Source organism: Rheinheimera sp. SA_1 (assembly GCF_001669775.1).
In the GTDB taxonomy this organism is placed as follows: Bacteria; Pseudomonadota; Gammaproteobacteria; order Enterobacterales; family Alteromonadaceae; genus Pararheinheimera.
In genome coordinates, this window is record NZ_LXWK01000018.1 from 77,993 (window position 1) to 97,816 (window position 19,824).

Here is a 19,824-nt window from a genome sequence, read left to right on the forward strand (position 1 = left end):
GCAGGCAAAAGTATCAGGCTTGGGCTAACTGGAACACTTCGTCGACGACATGCCCAACCGTACGCACCTGCTTAAAGGCTTCAGGTTCAATTTTACGGCCGGTCAATTCACGCAGTTTAACCACCAGATCTACAGCGTCGATGCTGTCTAAATCCAGATCCTGGTACAGATGTGCATCCAAATGGATTTTCTCTGCATCCAGTTCAAATTCATCGACCAGAATTTTGGTTAAAACGGCCAGAATATCTTCTTTTGTGTTCATGTCAGTTCTCCACGACTACTTGCTGTGCGACATAAGCTGCCAGGTTATTAATACTGGCAAAGTGCTGTTGGGTTTGTTTTTCGTTGGCATCTATTTTGATGTTGTAACGTTTTTTAATGGCCAGACCGAGCTCCAGCGCATCAATCGAATCCAGCCCCAAACCATCGATAAACAATGGTGCGGCATCGTCAATATCACTGAAACTGATGTCTTCTAACGCCAGGCTTTCTATGATCAGTAATTTAAGTTCGGTTTTAAGTTGTTCCATGATTTATAAGTACCTGATGATAAAAAGTTTCTAAATTTCTAGTCAGTTGCCGCGCTGCTAACGAAGACGAATCCTGATGCCGATATGGCTGTATATCAAACTCCTGGAGCACGGCAATGGTTAAGGTCGGCCGCTGCGCTGGCACCTGATGCCAGGCTTCCTGTTTAGTTAAAGTTGTCGGCTGGCAGTGGATCAGACAAGCCAGAAAATTACAGCCACTGCGCAAAGCTATATTGGCAGCGCCCCGCTGAAAATGCTGCAAAGTTCCCGGTGTCGTACGGGTACCTTCCGGAAATATAATCAAGGTATTACCTTGTTGTAGCGACAAGCTGCAATCTTGCAATAACGCATCAGGATCGGCATTGGTCAGGTAACCGGTTGACTGAATTACCCCGCGCATAAAAGGGTTTCGAAACAACTGCGCTTTCACCACACAATCTGCTTTCGGCAACAATGAAATCAGCGCCACTACATCAATCAGACTAGGATGATTGGCAATCAGAATTTTACCGCTGGCCTGTGCCAATTCAGCATCATCCGGAAAATCAAAATGAAATACTCCGGTTACCCGCATCAGTCTGATAAAAAACTTAAAACTGCGATGGACCAGATAACGGGCAGCTGTTTTTCGCTGCCCGACATCACGGATCCAAAGTCGCTGTACCGGCAATACCAACAAAGATAATATCAGTCCACCGATACCAAAGACACTAAAACAGAAGCCGGTCGCCAGGATCCGATAGCCATGATTAAGCCGCTGCCACATGGACTCTCCGCTGCCAATGCCAATTGACCCGACTGGTTGGAATGTTGCAGTCGGCCGCATCCGACAGTAAAAACGCCTGCAGCGACCGCGCTTCCTCAACTACTGCCTCTGCAGTGGCTGGCTGGTGTTGTAAAGAGACGGGGATGCCCTGCTTGTTCGATAACAACAATGCCATGGCCACCGGCGCCGCGGGCTGCGTGGTAAAACACTGATAAACCTCAGGTACCGGCTGATCGGCATACACCACCAACACTTCAGGACAATCGGCTTCCTGGAGCATAGCGAAGGCTTCCAACAGCGCATAATGCAAGCTGCTGTCACCGGCCGCTACCGACGAATGTTCGGCCTGATGTTGACTGAAAATACTATATTGCCCGGCAATCGCATTGTGAACAGATAAGGCAAATTGGGTTGGAGATAACGGTTGTTGCGTAGCGACATCGCGTAATAATTCGAGTGTTTTGTGCAGATCACCGTGTCTGGATGCAAAGACTAAGGGTGTAGTGCTGCTGATAGGCTGGCTAAAAGCAACATGAAAAGCAATTTTGGTGAGCGGACTTAAGCGGCGGCGTTGCATGGCCGGTACTTGCGGTAAACCGGGCCAGTCATAACCATCGGCAGCGGTTTCGGAAATGGTGGTATCCTGGCCTGTAACGGCTGGCCAAAAAAGCCAGCTTTGAATGAAAAAATCCATGGCAACTACTCAGCTAAGTCATGTTCATGTAGCTCTTCTATAAAGACGCGAATTCGCGGACAATAGCTGCATGTAATCCAATTACTATACCTAAATCGCCACAAATTTGTAAACATGAGATTACAGTTCAGAGCGCTCATTTATGCTGACATTGCCATCACACGTACCGAATACTGACACAGGGAATGCTGCCAACATTTGGCTCTCATTTACTTTTTTTCAACCGAATCAAGAACTCCCATTTACCTTATTGGATGCGTCTGAACTGCAGTGGATCAAGGGGAAATCGGCAAAGCGGGCAGCAACTTTTGCCTGGTCGAGGGCATTGTTACGACAATTATGTGCAGAAAAGCTCAAAGTTGAACCATATCAGGTACAAATCAGCCTGCCGGCAGCAAATAAAATCAGCCTGCGGGTGGCGGGGGAAATCGTGTATTGTTCAATCAGTCACAGTCAGCAGTTGGTGGCGGTGGCGATTAGTACCGATGCTGACATTGGCTTAGATGTGGAACTTATCTCATCGCACCGCGACAAGCGCCGTTATGCCGATTTATATCCGGCGTTGCGGCATGACTGCGATTCAGACCAGCAGTTTTATCAACGCTGGACGGCCATCGAAGCGTCGATCAAGCTACATGGCGGCGAGTTATTTGCAATGTTGGCACAGCAACAGCCGGCGCTGGCTTTGCAGCTGAAACACTGGCAACAGCAGAACTATCAGTTTTGTGTTGCCAGTCACTTTGCCATCAAATCCTGCATAGTTCAGCAGGTTAATAGCCAAAGTGTTACGCTGATCGAGTAAACAATGGCGTTAGTTATTGGCCATCAGCCGGCACTAAAGTCCGCTCTGCCAATTCTGCTGCAGATTTTTGCTGCCATACCGGCCAGTATTCTGCTTGCTTAGCTTTAACATCATCTTTGTTTTTCAAAAACCAGGCTTCTGACTTGGGTGAGTTCTGCATCAGCACTGTTTTACTGATGAACTTTTGCACATCCTTATCTGCAGTATGGAACTCGCTGGTACCATTGCCACGCACTGGCCAGATTGAAAAACGGGCAACCCAGGCGCCCATCCGCGGCGTGACCATGGCGTAGTAGGTTTTACCACCTTCAACTTCGGCTTCCAGGAAATCCGCGGCTTCTGAAGTTACCATAAAGATATGTTTGCCAGCTGGCACTTCAACCGCAACTTTGCTCGAGTTTTCGACGATACCGATAAACTTCGGCTCACCAGCAGTCACATCAAACAATGGAGCGGAGATGGCTGAGCCAACAAACGAAGAACGCATAAAAATAATCTGCGCTTTGTCGGCGGCCGGTTTGGCCAATTGCTGTTGTGGTGCTTTGATCATCGAGGATGAGGCACAACCGCCAAGCAGCAACATAAAAGCGATAAGTAGTCCACGTAAAATCATTGTTGTTCCTTCAATTTTAGTTATTAGAACTTTTGCTAATTGCAAAAGGCACAGGACAATAACAAAAATCACAGCGAGATAACATCGGGTTTGGCAGATTATTTTGATAACCATTGAGAGTGGATCATTTGACCAAAACTATGTATTTGCCGCAGTGACTTTAGAGCCGACAATTCAGCCATTAAGGTGCATCTGCGCGACCAAACTGCAATAATTACCGCTGCAGTGACCGCTCCCAGCCTATTCGAGAATTTATGCGCATTTACAAAGCTCTCTCCCCTATTAAAGCCTTGTCCTTTGATCTCGACGACACCTTGTACCCCAACGCCGATGTCATTCACCAAGCAGAACTGGCGATGCAGCAACGACTGCAGCAGCTGCTCGGTGATGTTGCCTACAATCAACCGGACTATTGGTGGCAGCAGCGTAAAGTACTGGCGGCAGTGCAGCCGGATATTCGGCATGATGTTAGCCGCTGGCGTTTGCTGGCGCTGGGACATGGCTTAACCACCCAAGGCATCAGCGGCTGTGAGGCTGCAGAAATTGCCGAATTAGCGATGTCGGCCTTTTTAACCGCCCGTACGGACATCAAGTTACCGCCGCAGGTCCGGCCTTTACTGGAACAGCTTGCAAGCCGCTTTCCACTGGTGGCGATCACCAATGGCAACGCCGATATTCAGCAAATGGGTATTGGCGATTTATTTCAGTTTGCGCTGCGCGCCGGGCCGGACGGCCGGATGAAACCTTATCCCGATTTGTTTTTGAATGCAGCAACTCGCTTAGAGATTGAGCCTGCTGCGCTTTTACATATTGGCGACCACGTCAAATCTGATGTACTGGGTGCATTACATGCCGGTTGCCAGACGGCCTGGCTAAATTTGACGCCGGGCTCGCTCAAAACGCTAAAAACCCTGCCACATCTGGAAATCAGTGATGTGCTGGAGTTAAAAGCACTGTAGTAAACACATCGACTATTGCTGATTTTTCGATGTTCACTTGCGAAGTGGCCTTTTGTTGTTAATGCTCAATCGAAGCCGCAACCAGCGACGGAGTGCCACTCGCTATGTTCAGTGTGAATCAAACCAGTGCCGGACTGATGGAGGCATTTGCCCGCAACCATTGGCTGACCGCCGACAGTTCACCAGACCTGCAAAAGCGTTATGTTCTGCTGTTTGATTTGTATATCAAAGCCCGTAGCTATGCGCTATTGAATAAAACCGGTTTTATACTAACTTTGCTTGGTGTGCTGTCGATGCTGGCCTGGCCGGTAATAGCATTTATCTACCATGACGTCGAAGCCTTCTTTGGTTTTGGGGAATCAGCGGCGATTCAAACTGCAGTATCTGGTCTGACTGCTTTTGGTTATGCGTTGTATAGTCATTACAAAAAACGTCAGCAACAGATGGAAAACCTGATGCGCCGGTTATGCCACAGCGATCAGCCTTATCAGCAACTTGTACCGCAATTATTGACAGACATTGAACGCATCGACAGCGGTTTTGCCTTTGCCGAACATCTACCCGGCGCGAAAAAACCAGCTGCCGATGCTGACCGATCGTCTCCATCATCCAACTAGGTCTTTGTAACAACCCGCTGATAAAACGCCAGGAGTTCAGACGCAATGACTGCCGGTTGCTCCAGCGGTAGCATATGGCCACTATCAGGCAACACCACCAATCGTGCATCCGGAATTAACGCAGCCATCTGTTGTAGCTGTGCCAGCGCAACCAGCCGATCGTCTTGGCCCGCGATAATCAGCACCGGGCAGCGGATCTGCGCCAACTGATCCATCAATGAAGGCCGCAGGCTGGTCTGGCTAAGTTGCATTTGCAACACCTCATGACCAAGTTCTTGATCCATCGCCAGCAAAGGTTCCGTCACTAACGGATTCTGCAGCTGCGACGAATGGACAAATTCCACCAGACGTTTACGCGACATCCCCTGATATCGATGACTACTCAGCCATTGCAACACTTGTTGCCGCCCCTGAATTTCCGCTGCAGGCAAAGATCCGGCGCTCGCTGCAATCAGCACCAGCGACTTCACTTGCTGCAGTTTGGTTGGCGGATGGGTGAGCGGTTCGGCACTCGATAGGCCCAGCAGATGTGACAACACCAGATATCCACCCATCGAAAAGCCAACCAAATGAGCAGCTTGTGGCGCGGCGATGGTCGCTACCATGCCACTCAGATCGGTTTGTTGCCAGATTGCCGCGTGCTGAATGGCAAATTGCTGCTGCAACTGCTCACCAGCTGCCGTTTGTAGCATCGGTTGCCACAGCCGCTGATCGCACATTGTCCCCGGCACGAACAGCAGCGTGTCAACCAAGCTGCTTCACCATAAATACACTATTTGGATCCAGTACATAGTCAGCAAATGGCGCACAATATTCAAAACCAAAGCGCTGATACAAAGCGCGGGCCGGCTCAAAAAAGGCCATTGAACCGGTTTCCAGATAAAGTTGCTGATAACCACGTTCCCTTGCGACTGCAATAAGATGCTTCAGCATGGCGGCAGCAATGCCTTGGCGGCGAAAATGATCAGCGGTACGCATCGACTTAATTTCAGCGCTTTGGCTATCTAATTGTTTCAGTGCACCACAACCTGCTAATTGCAGCTCGTCCTGTTTTTGTATGGCATGAGTTTGCCCGGATTGTTTTTGCCCGGCATCAAGCGGCAGCCATAAAGTCCAGAAGCTCACATCAGCCGCACGCAGGCCAGTGAGATCCAGCGCATGCACACTTTCCGGCGGTGACGTCAGGTGCATATCGCGCAGATGTTGTTGTAGCAGCGCGACAATTGCGTCACCTGTCAGGTCGTCAGATTTAATCAGCATTGTTCACCAGCGCAGTTGTCGTCATCGCATCCCTCAAAATGGCATTTTGATCAGGCACGTTTTGTCGCAGCATACCCAAATCTATTCCTGAACACCATTGGCTGTTGTTGACTGCAATTACAGCAAATTTGGCTGCGGTCATCCTGGTCAGCATGATGAAAATCCGCAAACGGGTTTAGCCCATCGCCAACCCCTGATATACTGCCTTTATCTGAAAACCACTGTACATATATATACCCCTTGCCTGAAACGCCGGTTTCAGCGATGACCGGTATAGCGATAGGCTGCTTCAATGGACGTTTCATTATTACTCGATGGTTTAAACGACAAACAACGCGATGCCGTGGCGGCGCCGAGTCAGCATATGCTGATTTTAGCCGGTGCCGGTTCGGGCAAAACCCGGGTGCTGGTGCACCGGTTGGCCTGGCTGATGCAGGTCGAACGCGTTGCCCCGTACAGCTTGTTGGCGGTAACTTTCACCAATAAAGCGTCGCAGGAAATGCGGGCGCGGATTGAGCAAACCGTTGGTGTCAGCCTGAATAATCTGTGGATGGGCACTTTCCACGGTTTGTCGCACCGCATGCTCCGCGCGCATTTTGCCGAAGCCAACTTACCGCAAACTTTTCAAATTATCGATTCGGACGACCAATATCGTTTAGTACGCCGGGTACTGAAAGCGTTGAATCTCGACGAAAAACACTGGCCACCAAAACAAATTCAGTGGTTTATCAATGGTCGTAAAGACGAAGGCGAACGCCCGGGCAAAATGGCGCATGGCGGCGATTTTAACTTAGAGACCATGATCAAAATTTACGCCGCTTACCAGGAAATGTGTGACCGCGCCGGTTTAGTCGATTTTGCCGAAATACTGCTGCGAAGCTTTGAGCTTTTGAAAAACAACAGTGAAATCCGCAGCCATTATCAGCAGCGCTTCCGGCAAATTCTGGTTGACGAGTTTCAGGATACCAACGCCATTCAATATCAGTGGCTGCGGTTACTGGCCGGCAACCATGCACGGGTGATGATAGTCGGTGACGATGACCAGTCGATTTACGGTTGGCGCGGCGCCAAAGTTGAGAATATTCAGACATTCTTAAAAGATTTCCCTGAGCCGGTGACTATTCGCCTCGAGCAAAACTACCGCTCTACTTCCACTATTTTAAAAGCCGCCAACGCAGTGATTGCCAACAATCAGGGCCGTCTCGGCAAAGATTTATGGACCGATGGCGAAGCAGGCGAAGCCATTTCGCTGTACAGCGCCTTTAATGAACTGGATGAAGCGCGGTTTATTGTCAGCCGCATTCGCGAGTGGCGCCGTCAGGGCGGCAAGTTGATTGAAGCGGCAATTTTGTACCGCAATAACGCCCAGTCGCGGGTATTAGAAGAAGCACTGATTCAGGACGGCATCAATTACCGCATTTACGGCGGCCTGCGCTTTTATGAACGGCAGGAAATTAAAGACTCGCTGGCGTATTTGCGCCTAATCAATAACAGGCAGGACGACGCGGCGCTGGAGCGGATCATCAACACGCCAACCCGCGGTATCGGTGATTCCAGCATGGATAAAGTGCGTGAATTTGCCAAGCGTGAGCAACAAACCTTGTGGCAAAGCCTGCAGCAGATGGTGTTCCAAAAAGAGCTGACCGGCCGCGCCGCCAATGCCATCAGCGCTTTTATGGAGCTGATTAATAGGCTCGATGACGAAATTCGTGATTTGTCCTTAGACGAACAAGCCGATCACGTCATTCATCAATCTGGCTTGCATGCCATGTATCAGGCGGAAAAAGGCGAAAAAGCCCAGACCCGGATTGAGAACTTAAACGAATTGGTCAACGCCTGCGCCAACCAGAATTTTACCGCCAACGAAGAAATGAGCCCGCTGTCGGCGTTTTTATCACAAGCTGCGCTGGAAGCCGGTGAATATCAGGCGGAAGAACATTCGGATGCAGTGCAGCTAATGACTTTGCACAGCGCCAAAGGTCTGGAATTCCCGTTGGTGTTTATCTGTGGTTTGGAAGAAGGCATGTTCCCGAGTCAGCAGTCCGGCGATGACCCGACCCGGATGGAAGAAGAACGCCGGCTTTGTTACGTCGGGATGACTCGCGCTATGCAAAAACTGTATTTATGCCACGCCGAAAGCCGTCGGTTATACGGGCAGGAGCAATACAACAAGCCATCGCGGTTTTTGCGGGAAGTTCCATCTGAGTATATCGAAGAAATCCGCCTGACCACTTCGGTCAGCAAACCAACCCAATTTAACCGTTTTGGCAGCGCCGCTACCCACAGCGCTTTTGAAAATACCGGTTTTAAACTGGGGCAACGGGTGCTGCATGACAAATTCGGCGAAGGCACTGTGCTCAATTATGAAGGCACCGGCAGTCAGTCGCGCATTCAGGTTAACTTTGATGACCTGGGCAGCAAGTGGCTGGTGACTTCTTATGCCAGGTTAGAGGCGATTTAAGGTGTCTGCCGACCTGGGCTTGCGCCAGCAGCTGGCTGAACTGCAGCAGCAGTACTGGCAACTGCGCTGGCGTTTGCCGCTGTGGTTGCAGGTCGATGCTGCTGAGCGCGACGGGTTGCCGCAGACGCTTGCTGAACTGCTAGCCTATCAATCCGAAGGAACCGGCTTTTGGCTCGGCGAATTTATTGCTGATTTTCCATTAGCCGCAACTACAGCCCAGATTAAACACAAAGGCCAGTTACTTGGCGTTGAAGCCGACTGGATTGTGATCAATGGCTTAGCTGGTATTGATTGGGATCTGCTGGCCGCCAGCAGTGGTTGTTTACGCGCCGGTGGCCTGTGGTTGCTGATCACCGTAACGCCGGAGCATTTTGCACTGCAACCCAATCCTCAAGCGCAGCGGATGTTGTCTTATCCGCTGCAAGCTCATGATCAAGCGAGTAATTTTCAGCAGTTTTGGCTGTCGCAGCAACAAGATTGGTGGTTGTATAACGAAGCGCTGGGCTTACACCGCCAGCACTTAGCTAAAGCACAACAGACCGTACTGACCGAGCCAAGCGCATCAACACAAACAACAGACTCGAAGCACCCTGCTGACGCAGAGTTGGTGCCAGCTCCCTTTTCTTCTTCGGAGCAACAACAAGCCGTTGCTGCCATTTTAAAAGTAGTTTCAGGCCATCGCCGTCGACCGCTGTTGCTGACGGCTCATCGGGGTCGCGGCAAATCGGCAGCTTTGGGTATTGCGGCGGTGCAGCTGCAACAACTAAGCAAGCAAAAACTCATTATCACCGCACCAAATCCAGCAGCTGCCGCCGTGGCTTTACAGCATGCCAAAGCCTATCTGGCAGAGTTACAGCCGGATGCACCGCTGGCGCTGCAATTCTGGCCCATTGATTTGTTATTGCAGCAACAACCAAGCGCCGATTTAATCATGGTCGATGAAGCCGCCGCCATTCCATTACCACAATTACAACAACTGACGCAGCAATACAGCCGGCTGGTGTTCGCCACCACCGAACATGGTTACGAAGGAACAGGTCGTAGCTTCAGTTTAAAGTTTCAGCCTTATTTACAACAACATTGCCCCGGCTGGCAGCAATTACGGTTGCAAACACCGGTACGATACGCCGAAGATGATCCGTTAGAGCGGCAAATTTTCCGCAGTTTTTTGCTGGCCTGCGAACAGCCAACACCGGCTTATGATCCCGCTTTGCCGTTATTCACCAAGCTGCATCCAGCGTCGGAATTACTGGCACAACCATCCTTGCTTGCCGGTATTTTTGGGCTGCTGAGTCTGGCTCATTATCAAACCGAAGTGACGGATTTATGGGCTTTGCTCGATAATCCACAGTTGCATGTGCTGGCGCTGTATCAGCAAGCAGGCAATGAACAAGAACCAGGATCCACACAACAATCATTGCAACTGCTCGGCTGCGCCGTGATGAGCTACGAAGGTCAATTGCCACCGCAGCTAGCCACTCAGGTTTATCAGGGTGATAGAAGGGTGCAAGGCCACTTGCTGGCACAAAGTCTGGCCTTTCATCTGGCAACACCGGAATTGGCAACCTTGCCACTGGCGAGAGTGCAACGGATAGTGATCCATCCAGCCTGGCAGAACAGCGGGCTTGGCCAGTATTTACTGAAGCAAGTGCAACAACATTGCCAGCAGCAGGGCGTTACGGCAGTTGGCAGCAGTTTTGGCGCGACTGCGGCGTTATTGCGTTTTTGGACTGGCCAGGGATTTCTGCCAGTTAAACTCAGTCAACAAGCCGAACAAGCCAGTGGTGAGCCTTCGGTTTTAATGATCAAAGCCTGCGACAGCGCGCTGGCACCCACCATGGTGCAGTTACACCAGCAGTTCGCCGCCAACTTGTATCTGCAATTAGCCGATAGCCAGCGTCACTTAAACCCACGACTGGCACTACAGCTCTGTCAGCCGCCAGTGACCACTATCGACACCCCAGCAAAACAACAACTGGTATTATTCGCGGCTGGCAAACGGCCCTATGAATTGGTCGAATTGTTGGTACTGGCTTGGTTTAATCAGCATGCGCACAGTCTGCCGATCGATCTAACGCCTTTGCTGGTGCAAAAGCTGTGGCAAAAGCACAGCTGGGCAGATCTTTCGAAACAGCATAATGGCCAGGGAAAACAGCAACTCATCAATCAAATACGCCAGTTGATTGCCACTTTCTGCTTGAATCAACCCTAACGGCCCTAGCTTGATTGACCATTAACATGAGCCAAATCAAAACACCGGCCGTAACTAACAGCTAAGCTGTAGTGGAACCACTTCGGTGTCTTTTAAAGGGTCGTCCGTGAATGTGCCGATATCTCTTGCTGTTTTCGTGCATTTTGGTGTGTTTTTCGCTGCAGGCGCAACCCGCTGCCCCGATTAAAATTGGCATGTCAGCACCGTTTTCCGGGCGGGCCGAGTGGTTAGGCCTGGATTACCGCGCTGGCGCCAATCTGGCTTTTGAACAGTTAAATCAACAAGGTGGAATTAACGGCAGACCCATTCAACTTATTTCGCTGGATGATGGTTACGAGCCACTCCGTACCGTCGACAACACCCGGCAACTGGTATTTAACGATAAAGTGCTGGCGTTGTTTGGCTATATTGGCACTCCAACCTCAAACGCTGTGCTGCCATTATTGCGCCATGAGCAAATTCCATTTATCGCCCCTTTTACCGGCGCCGATATACTGCGCCAGCCAGAAGATCATTTTATCTATAACTTTCGCGCCAGTTATGCGCAGGAAGCCAGTGCGCAAATCAGCTATCTGGTTGATCAACGTCAATTTAAAAAAATCGCGTTGCTAATTCAGGCCGATGAATTTGGCGCCAGTGTCGAGCGTAATTTTCTGACGGAGCTGCAAAAGCGGCAGTTAAAACCTTTGGTCATCAGCAGATTTAAACGCAATACCGCCGATTTAGCCGATGCAGTGGCAGCGCTTATTGCGCAAAAGCCCGACGTTGTGCTGACGGTCGGTACTTATCAGGTGCTGATTGACGCAATTCAACTTGGTGCGGCGAAAAAATTTAACCCGTTGTATTCAGTAGTATCTTTTACCGGCGTGTCGGAGCTAAATAGTTTACTCGACCACCGTCATCAGGTGCTGGCATCGATGGTGATGCCGGATCCAAACCAGTCAAAACTGGCATTGGTTGATGCATATCGCCAACAACTACAGACTCAGGCAATTAGCAAAGCGGGACAGCCTGCTGCAACGCTTCCGGCAACTGCACGTCTAAGTGATGCCCGAATGAGTGATGTGGCGCTGGAAGGTTTTGCCGCTGCCACAATATTGGTCGGCGCACTCAAACAATGCGCCGCGACCATCACCCGGCGCTGTGTGTTGCAAGCGTTACCACAACAACAGCTGTACGATTTTCAGCTGCAATATGATGTACAGCGACACCAGGCTTCACAGCAAGTGTCGCTGGTGTGGCTGCGTCAACGCGGTCTGCAGCCGGTCAGTGACTAAAATAACCAGCACAACGTTTGGTACCGCTTTTCGTCAGATAATAACGATTGCAATTGGTGTCATAACTGCTGCCGGTAGCGGTGATCTGCCAGCCAGAAACATAAACGCCATTTAAGTGCGTCCAGCTGCCATTTTGCTTCAGACTCCAATGCTGATGCGGGCCGGTAGAAGCTCCACCATTGCACAAGGCCTGTGGTTGGGTATTGGCCGGATTGGCAATTTTGGTGTTTTTACTGACGGAAGCGCCGGTGTTGTACTGAATATTCATCAAATGATAATAAGTGGTCGACCAGCCGCCACTATGCACTACTTCGGCAAAACAGGACGAATGGCGTTTAAAACTGCCCGCCGCAGATGCAGCCACCCAACGACCTGACTGATTACTGCCCCAGCCGCCACCCTGACTCATGTCCAACGATGACATCGGATAATTGCCACTGCCGGTATTGGTATGTGCACCACCGACATGCCAGGATTGGCCGGTCGGAAACGGAAATTGTAAAAAGCCATTGGCCGGACCGGCCAGAATAACCGGGTCATCCATCGTTTGTTGATCAGCGGCTTGCTTCTGTTCTGTTTGGCTTGAAACTGCTGAAAATTCTTCAGCAAACAACTGCTGATAAATGTCGTTGAATTGCCGCGCCGCGCCTTGTTGCTGTAAAGCTTGAGCGTCTGACAAAGCTTGCGGTTTTGCACTTTCAAATAAAAAATCTAATGCTGATGGCGCCTGACGATTACTGAATTCGGCAGCCTCAGGGTGGCTTGGTGCGCTGTATACCCGGGTCGCCAGTTGATCAGCGACATCCTGAAGCTGGCCGGCAAAATCGGCTTTTGCCGATAATTTGCCAAAAGGCTTGGCTAGTTGTTTTGCGCTCAGATTAGCATTTCGCAGCACGCCACTCTGTTGTTCCATCAAAGCCAATAACACCCGCGGGCTGATGCTGCTGTAACCGGCCCAATGCGAAATATGCTCGGCGTACGGCAATAAATGCGGCGCCTGACTGGCGAGATAGGCTTCAATATCAAAGTTAAACATTTCATCGTAGCTGTAGATCAGCGGGTTGACTGGCTGGTGTACCGCAGAAGCGTACGTACTGCCGGCCTGCACCGAGGTAGCTGCGGCAATGCCATCAGTCTTGGTTGCAGGAGTTGCAGCCGCCACCGATAAGCTGCATAACAATAGCGAAAGTGTTGATAGGTTCCTGGTGTTCATAACGACCTCTTATTTTGATTGTTTGTAGGGAAGGACAGCCAGAAACTGGCTGCCGTACCCACTGTAGTCAATGCTGAGATCGTCAAAAGCTAGGACAAGAAATATCAGAAATTTGTCACTGAACTATCATCAAAAATGCTTCAGAATGTCATTAATTAGTAAATTTAAACTTGAAAAGGAGAGAGGGAAAGCCAATACAGGAACAGCCACGGCGATTTCCAGCCTGACTTTTATCGTACAGATGACAAATGTCACCCCGCTTTGATGACGAATGCCCCTGCTGTCAAACCAGCGTTGGGCGCACACTCCACTGAAGCCTTCACAGCGGAGCACACTGATGACCACGCCCTATATCGACATTCGCAATCTGAATAAAAAATTCTCGCAACACCCGGTGCTCAACCAGCTGAACTTAACCATTCAGTCCGGTGAAATTGTCGCCATTCTCGGCGAAAATGGCGCAGGAAAAACGACCTTGCTGAACATCTTGCTCGGGCTGCTGCCAGCTGATAGTGGCGATGTGCGGTTGTTTGGGCAACCAGTCAGCGCATTGCAGCAGTCGATGGCACTTCGCGCCAATCTCGGGGTGATGCTGCAACAAGCCAGTTTGCCGGGCAATCTGACGGTGCTGGAACATCTGCAACTGTTCAGCTGTTATTACCCCGATCCGCGACCGCTACCGGAACTGATCCAAAGTTGTGGCCTGAATGACATTGTGCAGCAAAGGTTTGCATCTTTGTCAGGTGGCCAGAAACAGGCCGTGTTATTTGCACTCGCCATCATTGGTAAACCAGTGTTGTTGTTTTTGGATGAACCCACAGTTGGCCTGGACGTGGCCGCGCGCCAGGCGTTCTGGCAGCAAATCCGCCAGGCCAAAGCCGATGGCATCAGCGTGATCCTGACCACCCATTATCTGGAAGAAGCCGATCAACTGGCATCGCGGATTTTGGTGCTGAAAAACGGCCGTTTTATTGCCGATGGCAGCCCGGCCACCTTAAAAGCTTTTAGCCAGACCCGGCAAATAAGCTGCAGCACCAGGTTGTCGCAACAACTCATTAGCAGTTGGCCGGAAGTGCAGCTCGTCGTTCAACTTGCCGCACAGTTAGCCGCACAGCAGGACAATCCGGCAGCGCAACTTTTACAAATTCATAGCAGCCAACCCGAACAAACCTTACGCCGGTTACTGGCGCTGGACGAGCAACTCACGGATCTCACCGTCAGCAGTGTCAGTCTGGAACAAGCATTTTTACATCTCACCAACAGCAAGGAGCATAGCGCATGAATACGCCCAGGATGCAAACCAGCACTATCAAAGCGGCCACAATGCCATGGCTCAGCTGGCGACAAACTCTGAATTTACTGGTGATGGAGGCGAAACTTGATTTGCTGACGTTATGGCGCACGCCGGGTTTTGTCGCACCTAGTCTGATTTTTCCGGTGATGTTTTATCTGCTGTTTGGGGTTTTTATCACCAAAGGCGGTCAAAGCGATTATTTGCTGGTGACTTATTGCTGCTTCGGCGTGATGGGCCCGGCGCTGTTTAACTTCGGCGTGAATGTCGCCACCGAAAAATCTCAGGGATGGCTAACGATGAAACAAATTGCGCCGGCGCCGGTGTCGGCTTATCTGTTCGGCAAAATGGTGTCGAGTTTGTTGTTTGCGCTGGTGATTGTGATGCTGTTGTTTGTCTGCGCTGCGCTGTTTGGCAATGTCCGTTTATATACCAGTCAGTGGCTGGGACTGGCGGGATTAGTGTTAGTTGGCACCCTGCCATTTTGTTTGTTCGGACTCTGGTTGGGGCTGACGTTAAGCGCGAAAGCTGCGCCCGCTGTGGTGAATCTGATTTATCTGCCGTTGGCGTTTTTAGGCGGTTTATGGCTGCCCATCCACATCCTGCCAGGCTTTATGCAGCACTTTGCTCAGCTTTTACCAAGTTTTCATTTTGGTCAATTGGCACTCAGCGTGATTGGCCGTGATTTACCGCAGCCCTGGTGGCAGCATCTGCTTGCCTTGCTGGTTTTCACAGTGGTATTTGGCGTGCTGGCTAGCCGTGCCTTTCGTCAGAACAGGAGCGCCTGAGATGTCCTCGAAAACTCTATTGATCACCTTTGGCTCGGTACTGACGCTGGGTGTTTTTTTCAGTCTGTTGCCAACACCAGAAACTGCAACGGCACCAGTGGCAACAACAACTGCTTCACCTGAAATCAGTGATCCAGCGAGTTTTGTGCTGGGGCCGGTGCAACTGTTTGATGGTGAAAAATGGCTAGGCCAGCGTTATCTGGAAGTGCGGCAAGGTCGGATCAGCCAGATTAGTGAGCACCCGATAAAAACCGATTTACCCCAAATTGAAGGCGAAGGCCGCAGCCTGCTGCCGGGGCTGATTGACGCACATGTCCACACTTACGCCGATGCGCTGGAATTAGCACCGCAATATGGCGTCACCACCGTATTGGATATGTTTATGTCGGCGCAGTTAATGAAACCGCTGCAGGCGGGCCGTGACGAAACGCCGAGCCAGCAACGCGCCGATTTATACAGCGCCGGCACCCTGATCACAGCGCCAAAAGGCCACGGCACTGAATATGGTATGCCGATCCCAACCATCAAAACGCCGGAGCAAGCCGATGCCTTTGTGGCGGCGCGCGTCGCGGAAGGTTCTGATTTTATTAAAATTGTCTATGAGTCGAACAAAGCACCCCGCAAGTTTTTCCCGTCGATTGATGAAGCAACATTAACTGCAGTGATTAAAGCTGCGCATCAGCAAGGCAAACTGGCGGTGGTGCATATCAGCGATCAACAATCGGCATTAGAAGCGGTGCGCGCCGGTGCCGACGGCTTGGTGCATGGGTTTATTGAGTCCAGAGTGCAGCAAAAACTGTTGGATCTGATGAAGGCACAAAATGTGTTTATTATTCCAACCCTGGCAGTGCATGAAGCGATGACGGTGCGCCAACATAACGCCAAATATGTGCTGAACCGGAATGATTTAAAGCTCAGCGCCAATCAGCGCCATAATTTAAAACAAGGTTTTACCCAGTTTAATATTCCGCCGGCATTATTTGAAAATTTGCTCTACAACACCCGCGTCATGCATCAGCACGGCATTCGCATTCTGGCCGGTACCGATGCGCCGAATCCCGGCACCGCCCATGGCATCAGCCTGCCGCTGGAAATGTTGTTATTGCAACAAGCCGGGTTGAGCATTGATGAAGTGCTAAAAAGCGCGACCTCTTTGCCTGCCAGCAGTTTTGGCTTAAAGCAGGTTGGCTTGCTAAAAGTGGGGGCTAAAGCCGATTTGCTGTTGGTCGGTGATGTGCAAAACGATTTAACAACGTTATTCACCCCAGAAAAAATCTGGAAAAACGGTGTGCGGATTAACCCGATCATCAGCGCCGCGGCCAGCAAAGTCACAGCTGGATTACTGGCTGATTTCGCCCAAAGCCACAAAACCATCCAAGGGCTTGGGATCAGCGCCAGCAGCGACAGTATGATGCAGGGCCAGTCGAGTGCGAAAATGAGTTGGATAGCAGAAGGCTTTCAGAGTACCGGTGCCATCCGGGTTGATGGTGCGATCAAACCTGGCTTTAGCTATCCGTGGTCTGGCTTAACCTATCTGCCCGGAAAAAGCATGGAACAAGGTGCAGACTTGACTGCTTTTACTCATGTCAGTTTCGCAGTTCGCGGCACACCGGGCAGCTATCAACTGCAGCTATTTAGTGCTGGCAGCATGCTGCCGGTGGTCGCTGATTTTAACGTCAGTAACGATTGGCAAATAATCAACATGCCACTGAGCCAATTCGCAGGTGCTGAACTTTCGGCCATCAGCATGCTGTTATGGTCAGCGCCAGCCAACGCCCCGCAACCGGAGTATTTTCTGGAACTGGATGAAATTAAAATCAATTAACATTCGGGGTCAGAGTCAATTGTTAACAGAATTTTGTTAACAATTGACTCTGACCCCACAATTAACAACTACTCGAAATACTCGGCAGCTTTAAATGTGGTGGCTTGTTGATCGCGCATTGAAAGGGACGGCGGCAATGCTGGTAACTGCGCCAGCGGCCAGTCAATCGCGAGATCGGCATCGTCCCAGCGGATACCACGCTCATGCGTCGGGGCGTAATAGTCGGTGGTTTTATAATGCACATCGGCACTGTCGCTCAGTACCAGAAAACCATGGGCAAAACCTTCCGGAATAAACAATTGCTGCTGGTTTTGTGCCGATAAAAACTGTCCGACCCACTGGCCAAAAGTGGCGGAAGATACCCGTAAATCGACCGCCACATCAAAGATTTCACCTTGTACCACCCGGATTAATTTCGCCTGCGGCTGGGCGATTTGATAATGCAAACCGCGCAGCACCCCTTGTTTTGAGTGCGAATGGTTGTCTTGCACAAAATTGAGTGGCCGCTTTAATAAAGTTTCATATTGCTGTTGCTGAAAACTCTGCAAAAAATAACCACGCTCGTCGCTGAACACCTTGGGTTGTAAAATAAGCACATCAGGAATCGCGGTTGGGATCAGTTGCATCAGCTTGTCTTCTCACGGAACATTTTGCTGCATTGTGCGTTTTTTGCGGTAAAAGGCAAGGATTTGTCCGGCGATAGAACCGATTCGAAGCAGATTGCTCTGACCACGCCATTTAGGCTGCCGCCCACCCTGCTTTTTCTGCTATGATCGCCCCATTGTCTGCGGCCAGTGACCAGCGCCCAAGCTGGCAACACCTGCCCTTGTTCTCGTTTAACCACCTCGTATTCACAAGGTTTAGCATGATTAACTATTTCCGTGTCCTGGGTGTTAAAGCCACAGCGACCGATGAAGAAATCAAAAAAGCATATAAACGACTGTCGAATAAATATCACCCGGACAAACTGTTGTCCGAGTCGGATGACGCCAAAGATCAGGCTGCGCTGCAGTTACAACGGGTGAAAGAAGCCTACGATGTACTGTCTGATGCTAAAAAACGCGCCGCTTTTATCAAAGATTTTAACAACGTGATAGTGCCGGACCCGACCGCAGCGATGAAAGAGCTGTGGGACCAATATTACCCAGCCGGTTAACGAAACACAGACAGGAATAGCCATGAGTAAAAAATTCGATCAGGCCAGATTACAACAACTGAAAACTGATGCCTTTGAAAACATTGAATCTTATAACGATCCAGATACGCCAAAAGCGCTGGGAAATTTCACCAGCCAGATTAAAAAAGTATTAGAAGCCGATCCGGAAATGCTGCAATCAGTACCGGAATATTTACCAGTGGCTTTGTTTGGCCGGGTGAAATTCACCGGCGAAGCCAAATTAAAATGGTCGCAGTGGCTGAAAACCAACACTTTCCCACTGTGGGACGATTTTAAAACTTCAGTCGCTTTTAATAATGACGATTTACCGCTGGTTAAAACCATCCGCGGTTATGACGAAAACCTGCTGATCGAAGCCTGCGCCGTGCTGTTTATGCTGTCGAACGAATCTTCTACCCCGGCTAAACGCAGTAAAGACGACAGCGATGAAGACGGTTATGAAGAAGATTATGATGACGACGACCGCAATGAAGCGCAGGATGATTACGAAGGCCGCGACGAAGAAGACGAAGACGGCTATGACGATCAATATGATGAAATTACCTTTAACAGGGAAGGTCGCTGATGAATAGTCTGATTGAAATTGCAGTCGCGGAAATTAAACAACTGGCAGTGGTTGAGCCAAAACAAGCCAGCAAAAAATTTGAGCTGATGGCCAACACCATGTCAGACGCGCAGTTGGTTGAAGTGATTGAAAATATTGATATTGTGACGCTGACCCAAATCAACAGCCAACACGATATCTCGTTCCCATCGATTATCTCCGAGCTGATGACGCCGGAAAAAATCCGCGACATCGTCTGCCAGCAGCCGTTGTACTGGGAAGAAAAAATCAAAAACAATGCTGACGAGCTGAAGCAGCACACCTTCGATTTTCTGACCTATTTAATCCGTACCCAGGAAAGCGAAGAAAAGCAGGCTGAAATTCTGGAATGTATCGCTGAAGATCCGGCCGGTCTGTTTTATTTATCCATTCCGTTTATCGAGTTATATCGCGGCGAAGTGATTGAAGATGAAGACGAAATCCACGATTTGCTGCACGAAGAAGAGGAAGATCTGGAAGAAGCCATCAGCTATACCGAGCGCAATATCAACGAAGAAGTGCATGGTTTAGGTTATGACGACCCACGCAGTTTGCTGGCGCTGATCCGTCAGCTGACACCAGCGGTGGAGCAATCGATTAAAAGCCTGGTTCGTAACGAAAACTCCGGCTGGGAACATATCATCAACAAGTTCGCTACTGAGCTGGTGATGCAAGCCAAAGAGAAAAACCAAGCCACCGACGAATACGCCGAAGTGGACGATATGTTCAGTTTTCTGGATTAAGCACTGAGTTAAG

At 50.2% G+C, this 19,824-nt stretch carries 21 protein-coding genes; 12 read left to right on the top strand and 9 right to left on the bottom strand.

What is annotated here, in order from left to right:
• Positions 1-13 precede the first annotated feature (13 nt).
• From A5320_RS18115 to A5320_RS18130, 4 genes are read right to left on the bottom strand one after another with little or no spacing between them, the layout of a single operon-like run.
• Positions 14-262 (bottom strand): acyl carrier protein, encoded by a 249-nt coding sequence (locus A5320_RS18115; RefSeq protein ID WP_068068379.1) that lies wholly within the window; start codon positions 260-262, stop codon positions 14-16.
• A gap of 1 nt (position 263) precedes the next feature.
• Entirely contained in the window at positions 264-530 is a 267-nt protein-coding gene (locus tag A5320_RS18120) for a phosphopantetheine-binding protein (RefSeq protein ID WP_068068382.1), read from the bottom strand.
• Complete coding sequence (locus A5320_RS18125) at positions 517-1,296, bottom strand: lysophospholipid acyltransferase family protein (protein ID WP_068068385.1); 780 nt, start codon at positions 1,294-1,296, stop codon at positions 517-519. Before A5320_RS18125 ends, A5320_RS18120 begins: the two co-directional genes overlap by 14 nt.
• Positions 1,280-1,990 carry a beta-ketoacyl synthase chain length factor gene (locus tag A5320_RS18130; protein WP_068068387.1) on the bottom strand — a complete coding sequence of 237 codons (711 nt, stop codon included), beginning with the start codon at positions 1,988-1,990 and terminating at the stop codon, positions 1,280-1,282. The genes A5320_RS18125 and A5320_RS18130 overlap by 17 nt, the downstream gene beginning before the upstream one ends.
• A 325-nt stretch (positions 1,991-2,315) precedes the next feature.
• Here A5320_RS18130 and A5320_RS18135 point away from each other — a divergent pair, with 325 nt between their 5' ends.
• Complete coding sequence (locus tag A5320_RS18135) at positions 2,316-2,792, top strand: 4'-phosphopantetheinyl transferase family protein (protein ID WP_157606029.1); 477 nt, start codon at positions 2,316-2,318, stop codon at positions 2,790-2,792.
• A 13-nt stretch (positions 2,793-2,805) separates the two neighbouring features.
• On the opposite strand, the gene A5320_RS18140 is transcribed toward A5320_RS18135, so the two are convergent.
• Positions 2,806-3,405, bottom strand: a complete 600-nt coding sequence (locus tag A5320_RS18140) for a hypothetical protein (protein WP_068068393.1) — start codon at positions 3,403-3,405, stop codon at positions 2,806-2,808.
• Between the two features lie 254 nt (positions 3,406-3,659).
• On the opposite strand from A5320_RS18140, the gene A5320_RS18145 reads away from it, so the two are divergent.
• Together A5320_RS18145 and A5320_RS18150 are read left to right on the top strand one after the other, a co-directional pair.
• The gene (locus A5320_RS18145) at positions 3,660-4,364 is read left to right on the top strand and encodes an HAD-IA family hydrolase (protein ID WP_068068397.1); all 705 of its coding nucleotides are present in this window, start codon (positions 3,660-3,662) and stop codon (positions 4,362-4,364) included.
• Between the two features lie 104 nt (positions 4,365-4,468).
• Positions 4,469-4,981 carry a hypothetical protein gene (locus A5320_RS18150; RefSeq protein ID WP_068068400.1) on the top strand — a complete coding sequence of 171 codons (513 nt, stop codon included), beginning with the start codon at positions 4,469-4,471 and terminating at the stop codon, positions 4,979-4,981.
• Here the strand turns inward: A5320_RS18150 and A5320_RS18155 are convergent.
• Positions 4,978-5,733: an alpha/beta fold hydrolase gene (locus tag A5320_RS18155; protein WP_157606032.1), complete on the bottom strand. Its 756-nt coding sequence runs from the start codon at positions 5,731-5,733 to the stop codon at positions 4,978-4,980. The two genes, A5320_RS18150 and A5320_RS18155, sit on opposite strands and share 4 nt — an antisense overlap.
• Entirely contained in the window at positions 5,726-6,241 is a 516-nt protein-coding gene (locus A5320_RS18160) for a GNAT family N-acetyltransferase (RefSeq protein ID WP_068068406.1), read from the bottom strand. The genes A5320_RS18155 and A5320_RS18160 overlap by 8 nt, the downstream gene beginning before the upstream one ends.
• 292 nt (positions 6,242-6,533) lie before the next feature.
• Between A5320_RS18160 and uvrD the strand changes: the two genes are divergently transcribed.
• The 3 genes from uvrD to A5320_RS18175 all read left to right on the top strand — a co-directional run bounded on the left by uvrD (position 6,534) and on the right by A5320_RS18175 (position 12,191).
• Positions 6,534-8,702, top strand: coding sequence for a DNA helicase II (uvrD, locus tag A5320_RS18165; protein WP_068068411.1), 2,169 nt, complete (start codon positions 6,534-6,536; stop codon positions 8,700-8,702).
• 1 nt (position 8,703) lies between these two features.
• Positions 8,704-10,914 carry a GNAT family N-acetyltransferase gene (locus A5320_RS18170; protein WP_082971885.1) on the top strand — a complete coding sequence of 737 codons (2,211 nt, stop codon included), beginning with the start codon at positions 8,704-8,706 and terminating at the stop codon, positions 10,912-10,914.
• A 110-nt stretch (positions 10,915-11,024) separates the two neighbouring features.
• Entirely contained in the window at positions 11,025-12,191 is a 1,167-nt protein-coding gene (locus A5320_RS18175; protein ID WP_068068414.1) for an ABC transporter substrate-binding protein, read from the top strand.
• On the opposite strand, the gene A5320_RS18180 is transcribed toward A5320_RS18175, so the two are convergent.
• On the bottom strand, positions 12,181-13,404 hold the full coding sequence (locus A5320_RS18180) for a M23 family metallopeptidase (RefSeq protein WP_157606035.1): 1,224 nt from the start codon (positions 13,402-13,404) through the stop codon (positions 12,181-12,183). The genes A5320_RS18175 and A5320_RS18180 overlap by 11 nt on opposite strands.
• 337 nt (positions 13,405-13,741) lie before the next feature.
• On the opposite strand from A5320_RS18180, the gene A5320_RS18185 reads away from it, so the two are divergent.
• From A5320_RS18185 to A5320_RS18195, 3 genes are read left to right on the top strand one after another with little or no spacing between them, the layout of a single operon-like run.
• On the top strand, positions 13,742-14,686 hold the full coding sequence (locus A5320_RS18185; RefSeq protein ID WP_068068420.1) for an ABC transporter ATP-binding protein: 945 nt from the start codon (positions 13,742-13,744) through the stop codon (positions 14,684-14,686).
• Positions 14,683-15,483: an ABC transporter permease gene (locus A5320_RS18190; protein WP_231916777.1), complete on the top strand. Its 801-nt coding sequence runs from the start codon at positions 14,683-14,685 to the stop codon at positions 15,481-15,483. Before A5320_RS18185 ends, A5320_RS18190 begins: the two co-directional genes overlap by 4 nt.
• A 1-nt stretch (position 15,484) precedes the next feature.
• The gene (locus tag A5320_RS18195; RefSeq protein ID WP_068068423.1) at positions 15,485-17,308 is read left to right on the top strand and encodes an amidohydrolase family protein; all 1,824 of its coding nucleotides are present in this window, start codon (positions 15,485-15,487) and stop codon (positions 17,306-17,308) included.
• A 68-nt stretch (positions 17,309-17,376) separates the two neighbouring features.
• Here A5320_RS18195 and rfbC read toward each other — a convergent pair whose 3' ends face one another.
• On the bottom strand, positions 17,377-17,934 hold the full coding sequence (gene rfbC, locus A5320_RS18200; RefSeq protein ID WP_068068426.1) for a dTDP-4-dehydrorhamnose 3,5-epimerase: 558 nt from the start codon (positions 17,932-17,934) through the stop codon (positions 17,377-17,379).
• A gap of 239 nt (positions 17,935-18,173) precedes the next feature.
• Here rfbC and atcJ point away from each other — a divergent pair, with 239 nt between their 5' ends.
• From atcJ to atcB, 3 genes are read left to right on the top strand one after another with little or no spacing between them, the layout of a single operon-like run.
• Positions 18,174-18,464, top strand: coding sequence for a cold adaptation protein ActJcold adaptation protein ActJ (gene atcJ, locus A5320_RS18205; protein WP_068068429.1), 291 nt, complete (start codon positions 18,174-18,176; stop codon positions 18,462-18,464).
• A 22-nt stretch (positions 18,465-18,486) separates the two neighbouring features.
• Positions 18,487-19,050: a cold adaptation protein AtcA gene (gene atcA / locus A5320_RS18210; protein WP_068068432.1), complete on the top strand. Its 564-nt coding sequence runs from the start codon at positions 18,487-18,489 to the stop codon at positions 19,048-19,050.
• Positions 19,050-19,811 (top strand): cold adaptation protein AtcB, encoded by a 762-nt coding sequence (gene atcB / locus A5320_RS18215; protein ID WP_068068435.1) that lies wholly within the window; start codon positions 19,050-19,052, stop codon positions 19,809-19,811. The genes atcA and atcB overlap by 1 nt, the downstream gene beginning before the upstream one ends.
• The last annotated feature ends 13 nt before the right edge of the window (positions 19,812-19,824 follow it).

What these genes read in the sequence shown, in the direction of transcription:
- A5320_RS18115 (WP_068068379.1), bottom strand. Translation starts at nt 262, where the DNA reads ATGAACACAAAAGAAGATATTCTGGCCGTTTTAACCAAAATTCTGGTC.
- A5320_RS18120 (WP_068068382.1), bottom strand. Translation starts at nt 530, where the DNA reads ATGGAACAACTTAAAACCGAACTTAAATTACTGATCATAGAAAGCCTG.
- A5320_RS18125 (WP_068068385.1), bottom strand. Translation starts at nt 1,296, where the DNA reads ATGTGGCAGCGGCTTAATCATGGCTATCGGATCCTGGCGACCGGCTTC.
- A5320_RS18130 (WP_068068387.1), bottom strand. Translation starts at nt 1,990, where the DNA reads ATGGATTTTTTCATTCAAAGCTGGCTTTTTTGGCCAGCCGTTACAGGC.
- A5320_RS18140 (WP_068068393.1), bottom strand. Translation starts at nt 3,405, where the DNA reads ATGATTTTACGTGGACTACTTATCGCTTTTATGTTGCTGCTTGGCGGT.
- A5320_RS18145 (WP_068068397.1), top strand. Translation starts at nt 3,660, where the DNA reads ATGCGCATTTACAAAGCTCTCTCCCCTATTAAAGCCTTGTCCTTTGAT.
- A5320_RS18150 (WP_068068400.1), top strand. Translation starts at nt 4,469, where the DNA reads ATGTTCAGTGTGAATCAAACCAGTGCCGGACTGATGGAGGCATTTGCC.
- A5320_RS18160 (WP_068068406.1), bottom strand. Translation starts at nt 6,241, where the DNA reads ATGCTGATTAAATCTGACGACCTGACAGGTGACGCAATTGTCGCGCTG.
- uvrD (WP_068068411.1), top strand. Translation starts at nt 6,534, where the DNA reads ATGGACGTTTCATTATTACTCGATGGTTTAAACGACAAACAACGCGAT.
- A5320_RS18175 (WP_068068414.1), top strand. Translation starts at nt 11,025, where the DNA reads ATGTGCCGATATCTCTTGCTGTTTTCGTGCATTTTGGTGTGTTTTTCG.
- A5320_RS18180 (WP_157606035.1), bottom strand. Translation starts at nt 13,404, where the DNA reads ATGAACACCAGGAACCTATCAACACTTTCGCTATTGTTATGCAGCTTA.
- A5320_RS18185 (WP_068068420.1), top strand. Translation starts at nt 13,742, where the DNA reads ATGACCACGCCCTATATCGACATTCGCAATCTGAATAAAAAATTCTCG.
- A5320_RS18190 (WP_231916777.1), top strand. Translation starts at nt 14,683, where the DNA reads ATGAATACGCCCAGGATGCAAACCAGCACTATCAAAGCGGCCACAATG.
- A5320_RS18195 (WP_068068423.1), top strand. Translation starts at nt 15,485, where the DNA reads ATGTCCTCGAAAACTCTATTGATCACCTTTGGCTCGGTACTGACGCTG.
- rfbC (WP_068068426.1), bottom strand. Translation starts at nt 17,934, where the DNA reads ATGCAACTGATCCCAACCGCGATTCCTGATGTGCTTATTTTACAACCC.
- atcJ (WP_068068429.1), top strand. Translation starts at nt 18,174, where the DNA reads ATGATTAACTATTTCCGTGTCCTGGGTGTTAAAGCCACAGCGACCGAT.
- atcA (WP_068068432.1), top strand. Translation starts at nt 18,487, where the DNA reads ATGAGTAAAAAATTCGATCAGGCCAGATTACAACAACTGAAAACTGAT.
- atcB (WP_068068435.1), top strand. Translation starts at nt 19,050, where the DNA reads ATGAATAGTCTGATTGAAATTGCAGTCGCGGAAATTAAACAACTGGCA.